General features: G+C 31.0%; 13 protein-coding genes. 12 read left to right on the top strand and 1 reads right to left on the bottom strand.

Annotation, left to right across the window (positions count from 1 at the left end; genetic code table 11):
- The first annotated feature begins 59 nt into the window (after window positions 1-59).
- The 5 genes from gldK (at window position 60) to H0I23_RS11695 (ending at window position 5,951) form a co-directional block, all read left to right on the top strand.
- A complete protein-coding gene (gene gldK / locus H0I23_RS11715) occupies window positions 60-1,427 on the top strand; it encodes a gliding motility lipoprotein GldK (RefSeq protein ID WP_216783483.1) in 1,368 nt (455 codons plus the stop codon).
- A gap of 76 nt (window positions 1,428-1,503) precedes the next feature.
- On the top strand, window positions 1,504-2,157 hold the full coding sequence (gene gldL, locus H0I23_RS11710) for a gliding motility protein GldL (protein WP_216783482.1): 654 nt from the start codon (window positions 1,504-1,506) through the stop codon (window positions 2,155-2,157).
- Between the two features lie 59 nt (window positions 2,158-2,216).
- Entirely contained in the window at window positions 2,217-3,776 is a 1,560-nt protein-coding gene (gldM, locus tag H0I23_RS11705) for a gliding motility protein GldM (RefSeq protein WP_216783481.1), read from the top strand.
- Window positions 3,777-3,877: 101 nt separating this feature from the next.
- Window positions 3,878-4,780 carry a gliding motility protein GldN gene (gene gldN, locus H0I23_RS11700; RefSeq protein WP_216783480.1) on the top strand — a complete coding sequence of 301 codons (903 nt, stop codon included), beginning with the start codon at window positions 3,878-3,880 and terminating at the stop codon, window positions 4,778-4,780.
- A gap of 118 nt (window positions 4,781-4,898) precedes the next feature.
- Complete coding sequence (locus H0I23_RS11695; protein WP_216783479.1) at window positions 4,899-5,951, top strand: FAD-binding oxidoreductase; 1,053 nt, start codon at window positions 4,899-4,901, stop codon at window positions 5,949-5,951.
- Window positions 5,952-5,955: 4 nt separating this feature from the next.
- Here the strand turns inward: H0I23_RS11695 and H0I23_RS11690 are convergent, their stop codons facing one another.
- Window positions 5,956-6,354, bottom strand: coding sequence for a DUF983 domain-containing protein (locus H0I23_RS11690; protein WP_216783478.1), 399 nt, complete (start codon window positions 6,352-6,354; stop codon window positions 5,956-5,958).
- A gap of 88 nt (window positions 6,355-6,442) precedes the next feature.
- Here H0I23_RS11690 and H0I23_RS11685 point away from each other — a divergent pair, with 88 nt between their 5' ends.
- The 7 genes from H0I23_RS11685 to H0I23_RS11655 all read left to right on the top strand — a co-directional run bounded on the left by H0I23_RS11685 (window position 6,443) and on the right by H0I23_RS11655 (window position 17,318).
- The gene (locus H0I23_RS11685; RefSeq protein ID WP_216783477.1) at window positions 6,443-8,356 is read left to right on the top strand and encodes an ABC-F family ATP-binding cassette domain-containing protein; all 1,914 of its coding nucleotides are present in this window, start codon (window positions 6,443-6,445) and stop codon (window positions 8,354-8,356) included.
- A gap of 194 nt (window positions 8,357-8,550) precedes the next feature.
- Window positions 8,551-9,426, top strand: coding sequence for a hypothetical protein (locus tag H0I23_RS11680; protein WP_216783476.1), 876 nt, complete (start codon window positions 8,551-8,553; stop codon window positions 9,424-9,426).
- Entirely contained in the window at window positions 9,419-10,330 is a 912-nt protein-coding gene (locus H0I23_RS11675; RefSeq protein WP_216783475.1) for a leucine-rich repeat domain-containing protein, read from the top strand. The genes H0I23_RS11680 and H0I23_RS11675 overlap by 8 nt, the downstream gene beginning before the upstream one ends.
- Before the next feature lie 195 nt (window positions 10,331-10,525).
- Window positions 10,526-11,413: a hypothetical protein gene (locus tag H0I23_RS11670; protein WP_216783474.1), complete on the top strand. Its 888-nt coding sequence runs from the start codon at window positions 10,526-10,528 to the stop codon at window positions 11,411-11,413.
- Window positions 11,414-11,605: 192 nt separating this feature from the next.
- Window positions 11,606-12,736, top strand: coding sequence for an efflux RND transporter periplasmic adaptor subunit (locus H0I23_RS11665; protein ID WP_216783473.1), 1,131 nt, complete (start codon window positions 11,606-11,608; stop codon window positions 12,734-12,736).
- Window positions 12,736-15,939 (top strand): efflux RND transporter permease subunit, encoded by a 3,204-nt coding sequence (locus H0I23_RS11660; protein WP_216783472.1) that lies wholly within the window; start codon window positions 12,736-12,738, stop codon window positions 15,937-15,939. The genes H0I23_RS11665 and H0I23_RS11660 overlap by 1 nt, the downstream gene beginning before the upstream one ends.
- Window positions 15,940-15,959: 20 nt before the next feature.
- Window positions 15,960-17,318: a TolC family protein gene (locus tag H0I23_RS11655; protein WP_216783471.1), complete on the top strand. Its 1,359-nt coding sequence runs from the start codon at window positions 15,960-15,962 to the stop codon at window positions 17,316-17,318.
- The last annotated feature ends 2 nt before the right edge of the window (window positions 17,319-17,320 follow it).

The following is a 17,320-nucleotide window of genomic DNA, read 5'->3' as shown; positions in this document are numbered from 1 at the left end:
TTTAGAGAGTAGTAAAAGTGTTTAATAAGTACAGTCTTAATCGAAATTTAACCTAAAGTATGAAGAAGCTATTGTTATCATCTATAGCGTTTGTTTTTTTGCTCAGCAGTTGTGGGTCTAAAACAAAAGGAGAACTAGTTGGATCACAAGGAAAGAAGTGGTATCCAGAAAAACCATTCGGTATGGAATTAATCCCTCAGGGATCCTACATAATGGGTAAGAGTGAAGAAGATCAAGCTCAAGTTCTCAACGCACCAACCAAAACAGTTACTGTACGCTCTTTTTATATGGACGACACAGAGATTACCAATAGCGAATATAGACAATTCGTAGAATGGGTAAGAGATTCTATCGTTAGAACTAAATTGGCAATACTCGCAGATGAGTTAGGTTTAGGACCTGCTGATGGTGGTGTTGGAGAGTATGCATTTAAAGATGCAGATACGACAAGATTATCTGCTTATGATAAGTATATGATTGATAACTACTCAGGAATGGGAGAAACTGGTTATGAGGGTCGTGGCTTAAATTTAGATGAAAACTTAGTTTGGGAAACATCAGAATACCCAGATGAGTATTATGTTGAGGTAATGGACAAATTATATATTCCTGAAGAGGAGTCGTATAATGGTCAACGTACTATTGATGTAACACAATTAAAATATAAGTATTCTTGGATGGATATTGAAGCTGCAGCTAGAGCTAAAGGTAAAGGAAGCAGAAAAGATTTTATCAAACAAGAAGAGTTAGAAATATACCCAGATACAACAGTTTGGATTAGAGATTTCGAGTATTCTTATAATGAGCCAATGCATAACGATTATTTTTGGCATGATGCTTACAGCGAGTACCCAGTTGTAGGTGTTAGTTGGAAACAAGCAAAAGCTTTTTGTAATTGGAGAACGAAATTTAAAAATGACGATCAAAAGTCAAAAAACAAGCAGTTTGTTAATCAATTTAGATTGCCAACAGAAGCTGAATGGGAATATGCTGCAAGAGGTGGTATTGAAGGAGGAACTTACCCTTGGGGTGGTCCTTATGTTATAAGCGACACAGGTTGTTTTATGGCAAACTTTAAACCTCAGCGTGGTGATTATGCTGCTGATACTGCACTTTACACTGTTGAAGCTAAATCATTTGAACCTAACGATTATAACCTTTATAACATGGCTGGTAATGTATCAGAATGGACAGACTCTAGTTACGATCCAAATTCATACGAATATGTTTCTACTATGAACCCTAATGGAGGAACAGGTAAAAATGCACGTAAAGTTATTAGAGGTGGTTCATGGAAAGATGTTGCTTACTTTTTACAGGTGAGTACAAGAGATTATGAATACCAAGATTCAGCTCGTAGTTATATCGGTTTTAGAACTGTACAAGATTACATGGGTGTAGAAGAATCTAAGCCACTAAACAAATAGTAAATTGAATTATTACAAATTAAATTATAACCAAATCCTTATTTTTATTAACGTTAACCTGAAATCAAATTAAATTATGGCACAGTCAAAAGCAACAAAGAAATTATTTAACATGGCCTACGGCCTTGGAGCATCAATCGTAATTATTGGAGCATTATTTAAAATATTACACTGGGAATTAGGACCTTTAAATGGAGGTGTATTATTAGCAATCGGTCTTATTACAGAGGCACTTATTTTTGCTATTAGTGCATTCGAACCTTTAGATGAAGATTTAGATTGGTCTTTAGTGTACCCTGAATTAGCAGGTGGTGAAGCATCAGCTAAAAAATCAAACGTAAAAGCTGAAATTGCAGAAACAGAAGCTTCATTATCTAAAAAGTTAGATAACTTATTAAAAGAAGCTGGTGTAGATGCAAGTCTTATGGAAAGCTTAGGTTCTAGTATCAAAAACTTTGAAGGTGCTGCAAAAGGTATCGCTCCAACTGTTGATGCAATGGAATCTACGCGTAAATATTCTGATGAAATGGTACAAGCTGCTTCTCAAATGGAATCTTTAAACAGTTTATATAAAGTACAATTAGAGAGTGCTAGTAAGCAAGCTTCAATTAATGAAGAAGTTGTTCAGAACTCTACAGCTTTAAAAGATCAAATGGCATCTTTATCTACAAACTTGTCATCTCTTAACGGAGTATATGGTGGTATGCTTTCTGCAATGAGTAAGAACTAATTAGTTTTAGTATTTAAACCAAACCCAAATTAAAATTTAACTAAAATAATTAGAAAAACATGGCAGGAGGAAAACAGTCACCACGTCAGAAAATGGTAAACCTAATGTACTTGGTATTCATTTGTATGCTGGCATTAAATATGAGTAAAGAAGTTCTAGCGGCATTCGGTCTTATGAATGAGAAGATGGAAGTTTCTAACTCTAAAACGACGGATAGCAACATGGCCTTTTTAGCAGGTCTTGAAACTAAAGCTGAAGAAGATGCTGCGAAATATGCAGAGGATTATAAGAAGGCTCAAAAAGTTCAAACTTTATCTCAAGAGTATTATGACTATTTAGAAGGTCTAAAGAAAGAGATGACTAAAGATGTTGAAGACCCAAAGGATTACCAAGTAATGGATAAGTCAGATTATTTGGATCAAAAATTCTTTAATGGAGAAACTTTAGCTGAAGGCGGTAAAGAGTTCATGAAAAAAATTAAAGATTATCGTTCTCAAGTATCTTTATTAGTGCCTGAAAAATTAAAAGGATCTGTTATTGCTAGATTCGAAACAGGTGATGCTAATGGTAAAGTTGAGAAAAAAGATAAAACAAAGCAAGATTGGATTAATTATCATTATGAAAGTTTTCCATTAATTGCTTCTTTAACTAAAATCACAGCTTTACAATCTGATATTAAATCTACAGAAGAAGATGCTTTAAAGGCAATGTTAGAAGGTAACTTAACTGATCAGGTATCATTAAAGAACTTTAAAACATCACTTTTTGGATCTAAATCTGCATTCTACGGTGGAGAGTCTTATGATGGTAAAATCATTATCAGTAAAACAGATAATTCTTCTACTCCAGTTAGAGCAGAATTAACTTTAGATGGTAGAAAATTAACTGACGGTAAAGATTATAAGATCGAAGCTGGAGGTGTTAAAATGTTAATTTCAGCTGGTGCTCCTGGTGATCACGAAGTTGCTGGTAACATTTACTTTAAGCAAGATGGTGAGGAAATTGCTGTTGAGGTTAAAAGTAGTTTTGCAACAATAAGTAAGCCTGGTGCTGCTTTAATTGCGGCTGATAAAATGAATGTAGTTTACCGTGGTGTTGCTAACCCAATGTCGATATCAATACCTGGTATACCAAACAATAAAGTTAGAGCATCTGCTCCTGGTTTATCTAAACGTAGTGGTAGTAGCTATGTTATGAACCCAGGTACAGGTAGAACAGTAACTATTACTGCTTCAGGAACTTTACCAGATGGTAAGCCAGTAGGTTCTAAGCTTGAATTTAGAATTAAAGATATTCCTAGACCTAACGGTTCTATTAGAGGAGAAACTAATACTGCTAAAATGCCAAGAACTAACTTAGAAATTGCTACAGTTGGTGCTTTATTAGAAGATTTCGATTTCGATTTAAATCTTGCAGTAAGTGGTTTCAAATTTAAAGTTCCTGGTCAACCAACAGTAGTTGTTAGAGGTAACAAATTAAATGGTCCTGCAAAGTCTGCTTTAAAAAGAGCTGGTCGTGGAGATGCTGTTCAAATATTTGACATACAAGCTTACATAACAAATAACAAATCTTACAAGCTTAAGAAAGTTTCTCCAGTAGTGGTTGAACTTACAAACTAGTAAGTAAAATTTATTGAAACAAGTTGTAAATCGCTTGAATACAATTTCAAGTGGTTTACTTCTAATTTCGGTAAAGGTGTACAACAAATAAAATTTTAAAAATGAATTGGAAAAATGTTTTATTAATTGGAGCGGTAGCTTTATTACCAATATCTATGATGGCTCAGGCAAACATATTAAATGCCAAAAAGCCAGAAGAGATAGGTAAAAAAACAAACTCTCAGATAGAAATGGATAATGATACTCCATTAGAATACGGTTATGTAGATGATAGAGATATTCTTTGGTCTAAAACAGTATGGGAGGTTATCGATTTAGATGAACGTGTAAACTTTCCTCTATACTACCCAATTGATACTGTAGATATAGGATCTGATAGAAGATCTTTGTATGATGTTCTTGTAAAGAATATTAAAAATGGTAGAATTAAAGATATCTATGTAGATTCTTATTTTACTGAAAAAAGAGATTTTAGTGATCTTTCTGCAACTTTGCAAAAAATTGATACAACAGAATACGGTTACGAGCAATATAACGCAGGAGAACAAATTTCACCTGAGTATATTAATAAAAGAGATTTAACAGCAGCTGATTTAGAAGAATACTTAGTCAAAGGAATTTGGTATTTTGATAAGCGTCAAGGAGAATTGAAATATCGTTTATTAGGTATTGCTCCAAGAGCTCCAGATGTTAACTTTATTGATGATGATTCTATGGATCAAGAAGAAAATAAAGTAGCGTTATTCTGGATCTGGTACCCGAGTGCTAGGCAAGTGCTTCACGAAGCTAAAGTATTTAACCAACGAAATTCAGCACAACCAATATCTTTCGATATGTTGTTAAACGCTAGGCGTTTTAATGCAACTATTTATAAAGAAGATAACGTGTATGGTGATCGTGAAATTAAAGATTATATTTCTGATAACTCATTATTTCAATTGTTAGAATCGAAAAGAATTAAAGAAACTATTCGAGATAAAGAACAAGATATGTGGAGTTATTAATTTAGAATATTCCAATTCAAAATATAGAATAAAAAAGCCTTGGCATTTATGTCGAGGCTTTTTTGCGTTTATTAGTTTAATAATAATTTATATACTTCCTTTAATTTACCTTTGCAAGATGTTAGATTATATAGTAGTTGGCCTTGGCTTAGCAGGTATTTCTTTTTGTGAACAATTAGAAAATAATGGTAAATCTTTTCAAGTTATAACAGATGAATCTCAAACATCATCAGTTGTTGCGGGTGGGTTGTATAACCCTGTAATATTAAAAAGATTTACACTAGCATGGAATGCAAAAGAACAATTAGAGAAAGCATTACCTTTTTATGAAAAATTAGAAAAAAAGCTAAAGTTAAGCTTAGATTTTAAAGTGCCAGTTTTAAGACGTTTTGCTTCTATAGAAGAACAGAATATGTGGTTTGAAGCGGCAGATAAAAAGCAACTTTCAATTTTCTTATCTACTGTAATAAAAGAAAATGTAAATACGGCTATAGCTGCTAATTTCGGATATGGAGAGGTATTAGGTACAGGGCGAATAGATACTAAGATCTTGTTATCTGTTTATAAGACATATCTTCAAGAAAATAATAATTTAATAGCTAGTACTTTTGACTTTAAAGCCTTAGAGGTAAAAGAAAATAGCGTGGTATATGAAGGGTTAGAAGCAAAACATATTGTTTTTGCTACAGGCTTTGGTTTAAAAAGTAACCCATATTTTTCATATTTACCTTTAAATGGAACAAAAGGAGAGCTTTTGACAATTAAAGCCCCAGGTTTAAAAGAAGAAAATGTTATTAAATCTTCTGTTTTTATAATTCCTTTAGGTGACGATTTATATAGGGTAGGTGCTACATATAAATGGAAAGATAAAACAAATGTACCTACAGAGGATGCTAAGATTGAATTGTTAGAAAAATTAGACACATTTTTACAATGCGATTATGAAATAGTTTCTCATGTAGCAGGTATTAGACCTACGGTAACAGATAGAAGACCTTTAGTCGGCACGCACCCAATACATAATAATATTCACGTGTTAAATGGGTTTGGCTCAAGAGGAGTCATGATTGCGCCAACGGCATCAGAAGCTTTATTTAATGCTATTGAAAAAAACGAGGTTATTGATGCTGAAATGGATATAAATAGATTCACAAAAAAGCACTTTAAGTAAAAAGTTATTTCTTTTTAGAAAAAGCTTCTTTGGCATTAGGGTCATAACTCATAAACATGTTTATCCAAATGTTTCTAGATATTCTCATAATTATAGGCATAAAGAAAATAAGAGTACCCATAATGGCAATAAAACTAACTTTTAATGAGCTTTTAAGTATTAAAAAAGAGATTACAAAAGCAGCAACAGCAAAAGCGATTCCTAAGCCATAACTTACGTACATTGCGCCGTAAAAAAAAGAAGGTTCTATTTTGTATTTGGTATTACAATGAGAACAACGTTCATGCATTTTAAATATTTGCCCCATATAATATGGGTTTTTGTTTAAATACATGCTTTCTTCTTGACATTTAGGACAAGTTCCTGTTAAAATACTGTATAGTTTGTTTCCTTTTTTTAACATTTGCAAAAGTTTATACAAAAATAAGATTTTCATTAGGTAACATGTGTAACCTAAGACATAATTCTCAAAATTAAATATCTAAAATATAATGCTTAATATCCATAACCTTTCTGTCTCTTTTGGTGGAGAATATTTATTTGAAGAAATATCATTCCGATTAAACTCAGGAGACAGAGTTGGACTTATTGGTAAAAATGGAGCAGGTAAATCTACATTGCTAAAATTGCTTTCTAAAGAAATGCAACCAGATACTGGTATCATAGCATCTGATAAAGAGGTTAGAATAGGTTTTTTAAAACAAGATTTAGATTTTGAACAAGGAAGAACAGTTTTGGAAGAGGCTTATCAAGCATTCGAAGAAATTAAATCGTTAGAATCTCAATTAGATTATATCAATCAACAACTAGCAGAACGTACAGATTACGAAAGTGATGGCTATACGAAGCTTATTGAAGATATGAGTGATATTACTCACCGATATGAAATACTTGGTGGATATAATTACCAAGGTCAAACTGAAAAAATCTTGCAAGGTTTAGGTTTTAAAAGAGAAGATTTTGATAAATATACAGATACCTTTTCAGGAGGTTGGCGTATGCGAATTGAATTAGCAAAACTGTTATTACAAGAAAATGATGTTTTATTATTAGATGAACCTACCAACCACTTAGATATAGAATCTATAATTTGGTTAGAGCAATTTTTAAGAACAAGTAATAGTGCGATAGCAATTGTATCTCATGATAAAATGTTTTTAGATAATGTGACGAACAGAACCATTGAGATATCGTTGGGGAGGATTTACGATTATAATAAACCGTATTCAGAGTTTTTGATTTTGCGTAAAGAAATTCAAGAGCAGCAATTAAGTGCTCAGAAAAATCAAGAAAAGCAAATACAGCAAACCGAGAAACTTATCGAGAAATTTAGAGCAAAAGCATCTAAAGCAACCATGGCACAATCTTTAATTAAAAAATTAGATAAGCTAGATCGAATAGAGGTTGATGGGGATGACAATAGTGTAATGAATTTAAAGTTTCCTATTTCAAAAGTACCAGGTAAGATAGTTGTTGAAATTGAAAACCTTTCAAAAAGCTATGGAGATAAACACGTTTTACAAGGAATAGATTTGCTGATTGAGCGTGATATTAAAACTGCTTTTGTGGGTCAAAACGGGCAAGGGAAATCTACTTTGGCTAAAATAATGGTAGGAGAACTAGAACACCAAGGTAAACTAAAGCTAGGACACAATGTGCAGATAGGTTATTTTGCTCAAAACCAAGCGGAGTATTTAGATGGTGATAAAACCATTTTAGATACGATGATAGATGAGGCGAACGAAACCAATAGAAGTAAAGTTCGTGATATTTTAGGATCGTTTTTATTTAGAGGTGATGAGGTAGAAAAATATGTGAAAGTACTTTCTGGAGGTGAAAGAAACCGACTTGCGTTAGCAAAAATGCTTTTACAGCCTTTAAATGTTTTGGTGATGGATGAACCTACGAACCATTTAGATATAAAATCAAAAAATGTTTTAAAACAGGCATTGAAAAGTTTTGAAGGAACATTAATACTAGTTTCTCATGATAGAGATTTTCTTCAGGGGTTAACAAAGAATGTTTATGAATTTAAAGATGGTAAAATAAAAGAGTATTTAGGAGATATAGATTTTTACTTAGAGCAGCGTAAAGTAGAAGATTTTAGAGAAATTGAAAAGAAGCAGCCTGTTGTTAAGCAAAAAGTTAAAAAAGTAGTTAAGGAAGTTAGTTACGAAGATCAAAAGAAAATTAAATCTTTAAATAATAAGCTTAGTAATGTCGAAAGTTCTATTGCTCAGCTAGAGAAAGATATTGCTGAAATAGATCATGATTTATTAATGAATTACGATGCTACTATAGCTAAACCTAACTTTTTTGATTTGTATGAGAAAAAGAAAAATTCTCTTAAAAAAAATATGGAAGAGTGGGAGAGTATAACTCTTAAAATTGAAAAGTTAGAGTAGTTATATAAATGATTAACATGCATTTTGTCTGATAGACAATGTTTTTTTTGCATTTCACAACAAAAATATAAAAATTAGAAGCTGTTCGTCGAGTAAGTTGTTTTTGTTTTTTATTTTACATTAGTTTTGTAGGAGTATTCCTATTTAATGATAGGTGGTGCACAATCAGATAATTAGAGATTATTTTATTGCCTATGTTTTTTAAAGCCAAAATATCTATTTTATTATTTTTAATGCTATCTAGTTTTGCATTTGCAATACCTAGAATTGAAAAAAATGCATTGATTGATTTGTATCATAATACAAATGGAGAGAACTGGACAAATTCTTGGGATTTGTCAAAGCCAGTATCGAAATGGTCAGGTATTGTTATAGAAAATAACAGAGTGGTTTCTATTACTTTATTTAATAATAATTTGTCAGGTAACATCCCGTTAACTATCGGTGACTTCGAAAATTTGACGGTTTTAAATTTAGCATTAAATTTTATTGAAGGAGAAATACCAGATACATTATTTAAGCTTGAAAATCTTACGGTTTTAAGATTAGGTAAAAACAAATTAGAAGGCTCTTTTCCTGTTGATATTATTAAGCTTAGAAAATTAGAAATATTAGATTTTTTTGGCAACAAGTTTTATGGAGTTTTGCCAAGTGAATTAGGGTTTATAAAAACATTAAAAGTTATTTCACTTTCAGATAATAGCTTAACAGGAAAAATACCTACATCTATAGGTAATCTTGTTTTTTTAGAACGTTTAGAGCTTTCTAACAATAAACTTAATGGTGCTATACCTGCTGTTATTTCAGAAATTAAATCATTAAAGACATTTACCATTGCAGATAACTCATTTTCAGATTCATTTCCGAAGAGTATTTTAAAGCTTCCGAACCTTGCAGTGTTGCAAATTCAACAAAATAATTTTGATGCTTTTTTTATGCAAGAACTTTTGTTAGAAGAAAATACTTTAGCAATTTTTGATTTTGATAATGAAAAGAAAGAAAATTTTAAAGAATTATATTTTAATAATCAAATACGAACAGCCCAAACTAAATTTGAAGACAATGAATAAACCTAAAGAAAAAGTTGATTTTAAATCACTCATAAAAGTGAATTTACTATTTGCTGCATTATTATTTATGAGTTTTAATAGTTATGCAGAAATCTCTAAAGAAGAGAAGCAGGCTCTAATTGACCTTTATGATGCTACTAACGGAGAAAACTGGAGTAATAAATGGGATTTGAAAAAGCCCGTTGCAACATGGCATGGTGTTACAGTAAATAACGATGAAGTAGTTAAACTTAATTTATTTAATAATAATTTAAACGGTATTTTACCTACAAGCATAGGTAATTTAAAAGCTTTAAAATCATTAAACCTCGCATTTAATAAATTATCAGGTGTATTACCTCAACAAATTAATAGCTTAAGTAAATTAGTGGTTTTAAAAATAGAGATGAATAGGTTAAAAGGTGATTTGCCAAATAGCTTAAATAACTTAACAGATTTACAAGAGCTTTCAGCTTTCAATAATTTTTTAACCGGTTCTATACCTAGTGAATTAGGTGATTTAAAAAACTTAAAAATTCTTAACTTATCTAGTAACAATTTTAAAGGGACTATACCAGTTTCAATAGGTAATTTGAATAACTTAGAGACTTTAGGTTTATTTGAAAATAAATTAGAAGGTAAAATGCCTTCAGAATTTGGAAAATTATCAAAATTGAAAGAATTGGTTCTTGCTAATAATATGTTAGAGGGGTCAATACCTAAAGAGGTAGGTGAATTAGCAAGTTTAGAAGTTTTTCAAATACAAAATAATGGATTTAATTCTTTTGAGAATGTAAATTCATTTAAAAGCAATAATCTGTTGGTGTTTGATTTTGATAGAGAAAAAATTGAAAAATTTCCAAAATATACAGACGTAAATGTTTACTCTACGAGAATGGCAGATACCAAGTTCGAAGATGAATAATATTTAATTTGAGTTAGTTATTAAATTAGAAGAAGGAATACATTTTGTATTCCTTTTTTCATTTAAATAGACAGTAAATATCAGAAAACGACAATTTGTGCGTTATCATAGAATAAATACTATTTTTTGTATGTTAAATATGTAAAAACAAACAGAAGAAAGTTTTACCCAAATTTATTTTAAAACTAGCCATTTATGACCGTTAACCATGCAAAATACCTACTTGCAACTTTTGTTTTAAGTATTAGTTCATTTTCGTTTGCACAAGTTTCAGAACAAGAAAAAGAAGCTTTGCTCGATTTTTACAGTAGTACAAATGGAAAAGAATGGACAACAAAGTGGGATTTGGAGGCACCCATTAGTAGTTGGTATGGTGTTACTATAAAAGAAAATCATGTCGTATCTATAATTTTAAATTATAATAATTTGGTTGGTAGGTTGCCAAAATCTTTTTTAAAGCTAGAAAAACTTACAAATTTAAATTTAGCAATGAACGGGTTAAAAGGAGAGTTGCCTAAAGAGTTGTTTGAGTTAAAGCAGATTAAAAATCTAGCTTTAGAAATGAATAACTTTAAAGGGAGTTTGCCTAGCCAATTTTTAGGTTGTGAAAATTTAGAAACATTGACATTATATAATAATAACTTAGATGGAGAAATTCCATCAAAAATAGGCGATGTAAAAAGTTTAAAGGTACTAAATATCTCAGGTAATTATTTTAGCGGAAGCATACCTAAGTCAGTCGAAGACTTAGTTAATTTAGAAGTCTTGGGTCTTTTTGGGAATAAACTAGATGGAGAGATAGCGATTGATTTTAAAAAATTACCGAAGTTATCAGAAATTAGTTTAGCATATAATAATTTTGAAGGAGCTGTGCCAAATGGTATAGGTAATTTAGAAGAATTAAAATATTTACAGTTACAGGGCAATAAGTTTAACTCATTTGCAAGTATTCAAAACATAAAAAAGGAAGGTTTATTAGCATTTGATAGTGATGATTTTCAGCTTAATAAAGATTTTGAAAAGCTAGACTTAAGTACTACAAGAATTGTGAATTCTAAATTAGAAGACGTAAAAGAGAATTGAAAAATATAAAGATATATAAAAACAAAAAAGGCATGCTATACTTAAAATAGTGTGCCTTTTTTAATTAAAAAAAATTAGCTTAAATAGGTTAATCATTATGATGAATTTATTTTAAGATATGTTTAACTAAACGCGATTAAACTATTGGATAGATTTGTAGTCAATACCCTTTCCAAGCCATCAAAAATAATTATGAGAAAAATAGTATTATCTATTTTAGGCCTTGTCCTAATAGCACTTTCTATTTATGCAGCTACATTATTAATAAATAGTAAAAACACCAAAAAGCCTAAACCTGAAAAAGTAGTAAAAACTGTATTTACTACAATAGCTAAAAACAGTTCGGTACCTATAATAATTTCAGCACATGGTAATGTTGTTGCAAAACGACGTGTTGAATTATATGCAGAAGTACAAGGGGTTTTTAAAAAAGGGAATAAATTTTTCAAAGAAGGAGAAAGTTATAATCAAGGAGAAACTATAATTAGAATTGATGCATCAGAATATAAGGCTAGTGTACAATCGGCTAAAAGCAATTTATACAATCTTATAACTTCGATAATGCCAGACTTAAGATTAGATTATCCTGGGATTTTTGACAAATGGCAAGCCTACTTAAATGCATTTGATATGAATGCAACAACACCTGTTTTTCCAGAAATGGTTTCTGAAAAAGAAAAGTATTTTATTTCAGGCCGTGGCTTATTGACGAATTATTACAATGTTAAAAATCTTGAACAACGATTGGCCAAATATCGAATATCAGCTCCTTTTAAAGGAGTTTTAACAGAGGTTTTAGTAAATGAAGGCACGTTGGTTCGAACAGGTCAAAAACTTGGAGAGTTTATAAATATAGATGTTTATGAGCTTGAAGTATCTATACCTAAAACATATAGCGATTTATTAAAGATAGGCGAAAGTGTTAATTTAATAAACCTAAATAAAACAGACGAATATAAAGGTGTTGTAACCCGAATAAATGGTAATGTAGATCAAGCGTCACAAACCATTAAAGCTTTTATTGAAATTAAAAATGAAAGCTTGAAGGAAGGAATGTATTTAGAAGCTAAACTAAATGCAAAACAAGAAGAAAACGCTATTGAAGTAAATAGAGGATTACTTTTAGAAAGTGATCAGATTTTTGTAGTTAGAGATACTATTCTAGATGTCATTGATGTTAAGCCAATTTACTTTTCAGATAAAACCGTAATATTAAAAGATGTTCCTGATGGAGTAACTATAGTTTCTAAACCCGTAGTTGGTGCTTATGCAGGTATGTTAGTGAAAAAAATAGACGATAACTTAGAAAATACGAACGACTAATGAGAAGTATTATAGCGTATTTCATTAAGTATCATGTAGCGGTTTCTGTATTTGTTTTAGCTGTAACAGTATTTGGTATCGTAGGTGTATTATCTTTAAAATCTTCTTTTTTTCCTTTAGTAGATTCAAAAATCATATCGATAACAATTGCTTACCCAGGAGCTTCACCTCAAGAAATAGAAGAGGGAATTGTTTTAAAAATAGAAGATAATTTAAAAGGGCTTGAAGGTGTTGATAGGGTGACTTCTACTTCAAGAGAAAATAGTGGTTCTATAAACGTTGAAATTGAAAAAGGAGAAAATATCGATTTCATGCTTTTAGAAGTGAAAAATGCAGTCGATAGAGTTCCTTCTTTCCCTACAGGTATGGAGCCTTTGGTAGTCGCTAAAAATGAAAATATTAGAGAGACAATTAGTTTTGCAATAAGTGGCGATAATATACCGCTTGTAACATTAAAACAAATTGGTAGGCAAATTGAGAATGATATTAGAGGTATAGAGGGAATTTCTCAAATTGAAATTTCTGGTTTTCCAGATGAAGAAATAGAAATAGCTGTAAATGAAAACAGCCTTTTGGCTTATGGCCTTTCGTTTAGCGATGTGGCAGCGGCTGTTTCGAATGCAAACATTTTAGTAACAGGTGGTAATATTAAAACGGATGCAGAAGAGTATCTAATAAGGGCTAACAATAGGTCTTATTATGGAGATGAGCTTACGAACCTTATTATTAAAGCATCAATAACGGGCCAAGTAATTCGGTTAAAAGATGTAGCTATTATTAGAGATCGTTTTGAAGAATCTCCAAATGCATCATATTACAACGGAAACTTGTCTGTATCAGTTTCAATTACAAATACAAATTCTGAAGATTTACTAACCTCCGCAGAAAGAGTAAATGAATATATAGAAGATTTTAATCAAAAATATAACAATGTAGAACTGAGTGTTGTTAGGGATTTATCAATAACACTTAACCAACGAACGCAGCTTTTGATTACAAATGCATGGCAAGGAATGTTGTTAGTGCTTATATTTTTATCATTATTTTTAAATACACGATTGGCATTTTGGGTAGCTTTTGGGTTGCCAATATCTTTTTTAGGAATGTTTATTTTTGCAGGTTATTTTGATGTAACTATAAATATTTTATCATTGTTTGGTATGATAATCGTTATCGGTATTTTAGTCGATGATGGTATTGTTATAGCGGAAAATATCTATCAACATTACGAGAAGGGTAAATCACCAATGCAAGCAGCAATAGATGGTACTTTAGAGGTAGTTCCCCCAATTGTATCAGCTATCATTACGACGCTATTAGCATTTTCAATGTTTTTGTTTTTAGATGGTCGAATTGGTGATGTATTTAGTGAGGTTTCTGTAATTGTAATACTAACTCTTGTGGTATCATTAGTTGAAGCATTAGTTATACTTCCTGCACATTTAGCACACTCTAAGGCTCTAAAACCAACTGATAAAAAACCAAAATCTAAAATAGGACAAGCTTTTGCGAAATTAAGAGTCATCAACCAAGCAGGCGATCGTTTTATGAATTGGATGCGGGATGAATTTTATAGTCCAATATTAAAATTTGCATTAAATTATAAAATTCTTACGTTTTCGTTTTTTGCAATTGCGTTAGCATTAACCTTTGGTTCTGTAGGAGCAGGTATTATTAGAACTGCTTTTTTTCCAAATGTAGCGAGTGATCGAGTGTCGGTTAGTTTAGAAATGCCAAATGGTACAAATGAAATTATTACTGATTCGATCATAACTTTAATAGAATCTAAAGCGAAAATTGTAAATCAAGAATTTACAGAAAAATACTTAAAAGGGACAGATAAAGTTCTTTTTGATAATTTAATAAAAACGATAGGCTCAGGCTCTTCTACAGCATCATTAGCAATAAATCTTTTACCAGGAGAAGAAAGGCCAGCCGAAATTACATCAGAATTGGTTACAAATAGGTTGCGAGAGCTTGTTGGACCAGTAATTGGTGTAGAAAGTTTAGTTTATGGTAGTGGAGGTAATTTTGGTGGTAATCCTATTGCAGTTTCATTGTTAAGTAATAATATAGATGAATTAAAAGCAGCTAAAAAAGAATTGAAATTAGCACTAGAAAACAATTCATTATTAAAAGATGTTGCTGATAATGACCCAGCAGGTATAAAAGAAATTAAACTACAGTTAAAAGAAAACGCTTATTTATTAGGATTAGACTTGCAATCAATAATGGTACAAGTAAGATCAGGCTTTTTTGGTGTGCAAGCACAACGTTTCCAGCGTGGTGAAGATGAAATTAAAGTTTGGGTTCGTTATGATAGAGAAAACAGATCATCAATAACAGATTTAGACGAAATGAGAATTACCACTCCGAGTGGTAGTAAGGTGCCTTTAAAAGAAATCGCGAGTTATATTATAGAACGTGGTGATGTAGCTATAAACCACTTAGAAGGACAACGAGAAATACAAATAACGGCTGATTTAAAAAACAGTAAAGAAACTAGTGCGACTGATATAATGTTAGATATTCAACAGAATATAATACCAGATATTCAATCTAAATATTCTTCAGTATCAGCCTTATATGAAGGGCAAAACAGAGAAGCTAACAAGTTTGTTGATTCATTAAGGTTTGTAGGGCTTTCTGTATTAGCGCTGATTTATATAACTATAGCTTTTACATTCCGTAGCTTCAGTCAGCCTTTAATGTTGTTGTTATTGATTCCTTTTTGTTTGCCAGCGGTATCTTGGGGGCATTGGATACATGGTTTTCCTGTAAATATTCTTTCTTTATTAGGTATCATAGCATTAATAGGTATTATGGTTAACGATGGCCTTGTGCTTATCGGTAAGTTTAACTCGAACCTAAAAGAAGGTATGACATTTGATGATGCAATTTATGAGGCAGGAAGATCTCGTTTTAGAGCTATATTTTTAACATCTATAACAACTATTGCTGGTTTAGCACCATTGCTTTTAGAAGTAAGTAGGCAGGCACAGTTTTTAAAGCCAATGGCAATTTCAATATCATATGGTATTGCATTTGCAACAGTTTTAACATTGGTAATGTTGCCTTTGTTTTTAGCTTTTAGTAATAAATTAAAAGTTATTACAAAGTGGTTAGTTACAGGAGAAACAATCAAAAAAGAAGAGGTTGAAAGAGCCATCAAAGAAAAAGAAGAGGAAGAACATTTTAATTAGCCAACAAAGTATAATCAGTAATGAAGAAACTATATATAATTTTATTTTTCAGCTTCTATGGCGGACTTTTTGCTCAAGAAAAACTATTAACAAAAGAAGAAGCAATACAATCTGCATTAGAGAATAATTTTGGAATTAAAATCGCTAAAAACGATATTAAGGTAGCAGAAAATAACAAGAGTATTTTAAATTCAGGTTACTTACCAACCTTGACAGGTAATTCAGGAGTTAATTATAATAAATTAAATAGTAATACAGAGTATCCAGGACAATTTCTTGATAGTGGAGAAGCAAGACCAGATTTAGAGATAAATGATGCTGAGTCTAATTCTTTTAATGCTTCTTTAAATTTAAACTATACATTGTTTGATGGTTTAGGTAGGTATTATAGTTATAAGCAATTAAAAGAACAATATCAATTAAGTGCGTTACAGGCAAGAGAAACAATTGAGAGTACAGTTGTTCAAATGTTTAGTGTATATTTTCAAGTAGCACGATTGACTGAAAATAAAAATGTGTTGAAAAATGCCTTAGAGATTTCAAATGATCGAATAAAAAGAGCAGAGTATGCCTTTGAATATGGACAAAATACTAAACTAGATATTTTAAATGCACAAGTAGATGCAACAAATGATAGCATATCTCTTTTAAATGCAAAGCAACAGTTGACGAATGCAAAACGCGATTTAAATGTTGTATTAAGTAGAAGTTTAAATGAAAATTTTCAAGTAGATACCATTGTGTCATTTATTTCTCCTTTACTGTTAGATAGTTATATAGCTAAGGTTAATGAGAATAATGTTTCTTTATTGCGAAATGAGAAAAACCTAAAAATTAATGAGTACGATATAAAAGTTAATCAATCAGGGTATTTACCTACTGTTGGTTTATCGGGGTCGTACGGTTGGAACTTAAACAATAGTGCACCCTCATCATTTTTACCAGGTCAAATTATACCTGGTACAAGTAGAGATAGTTATAACTTAGCAGTAGGAGCAAGTTTAACATGGAATTTGTTTGATGGAGGTGGTACAACAGTTAGAGTGCGAAATTCTAAAATTGCATATCAAAATCAAGAATTATTGAAGGAGCAGATAACGTTAGAAGTTAATAGAGACGTTGAAAATGCAAGAGCTATCTATAGTAATTTGTTAAACATTTATCAGATACAAGAACAAAATGTACTTACAAATGAGAATAATTTTAATAGATCTAAAGAGCAATTTCAATTAGGTAGAATAAGTTCAATAGAGTTTAGGCAAGCACAGATAAATTTGCTGAATGCTAATACAAATAAAAACTTAGCCAAGTATGATGCTAAATTAGCAGAGCTGCAATTATTACAACTTACAGGTCAATTATTAAATGTAGAATATTAATT

Source organism: Cellulophaga sp. HaHaR_3_176, assembly GCF_019021925.1.
Lineage (GTDB): Bacteria > Bacteroidota > Bacteroidia > Flavobacteriales > Flavobacteriaceae > Cellulophaga.
Note: the sequence above shows the minus strand (reverse complement) of the source record. Positions and strands in the feature narration are given on the sequence as shown.

Bases quoted from the DNA above. Each gene is read 5' to 3' on its own strand.
- H0I23_RS11695 (WP_216783479.1), top strand. From the start codon at position 4,899: ATGTTAGATTATATAGTAGTTGGCCTTGGCTTAGCAGGTATTTCTTTT.
- gldM (WP_216783481.1), top strand. From the start codon at position 2,217: ATGGCAGGAGGAAAACAGTCACCACGTCAGAAAATGGTAAACCTAATG.
- H0I23_RS11655 (WP_216783471.1), top strand. From the start codon at position 15,960: ATGAAGAAACTATATATAATTTTATTTTTCAGCTTCTATGGCGGACTT.
- H0I23_RS11680 (WP_216783476.1), top strand. From the start codon at position 8,551: ATGTTTTTTAAAGCCAAAATATCTATTTTATTATTTTTAATGCTATCT.
- H0I23_RS11660 (WP_216783472.1), top strand. From the start codon at position 12,736: ATGAGAAGTATTATAGCGTATTTCATTAAGTATCATGTAGCGGTTTCT.
- H0I23_RS11675 (WP_216783475.1), top strand. From the start codon at position 9,419: ATGAATAAACCTAAAGAAAAAGTTGATTTTAAATCACTCATAAAAGTG.
- H0I23_RS11665 (WP_216783473.1), top strand. From the start codon at position 11,606: ATGAGAAAAATAGTATTATCTATTTTAGGCCTTGTCCTAATAGCACTT.
- gldK (WP_216783483.1), top strand. From the start codon at position 60: ATGAAGAAGCTATTGTTATCATCTATAGCGTTTGTTTTTTTGCTCAGC.
- H0I23_RS11670 (WP_216783474.1), top strand. From the start codon at position 10,526: ATGACCGTTAACCATGCAAAATACCTACTTGCAACTTTTGTTTTAAGT.
- gldN (WP_216783480.1), top strand. From the start codon at position 3,878: ATGAATTGGAAAAATGTTTTATTAATTGGAGCGGTAGCTTTATTACCA.
- H0I23_RS11690 (WP_216783478.1), bottom strand. From the start codon at position 6,354: ATGTTAAAAAAAGGAAACAAACTATACAGTATTTTAACAGGAACTTGT.
- H0I23_RS11685 (WP_216783477.1), top strand. From the start codon at position 6,443: ATGCTTAATATCCATAACCTTTCTGTCTCTTTTGGTGGAGAATATTTA.
- gldL (WP_216783482.1), top strand. From the start codon at position 1,504: ATGGCACAGTCAAAAGCAACAAAGAAATTATTTAACATGGCCTACGGC.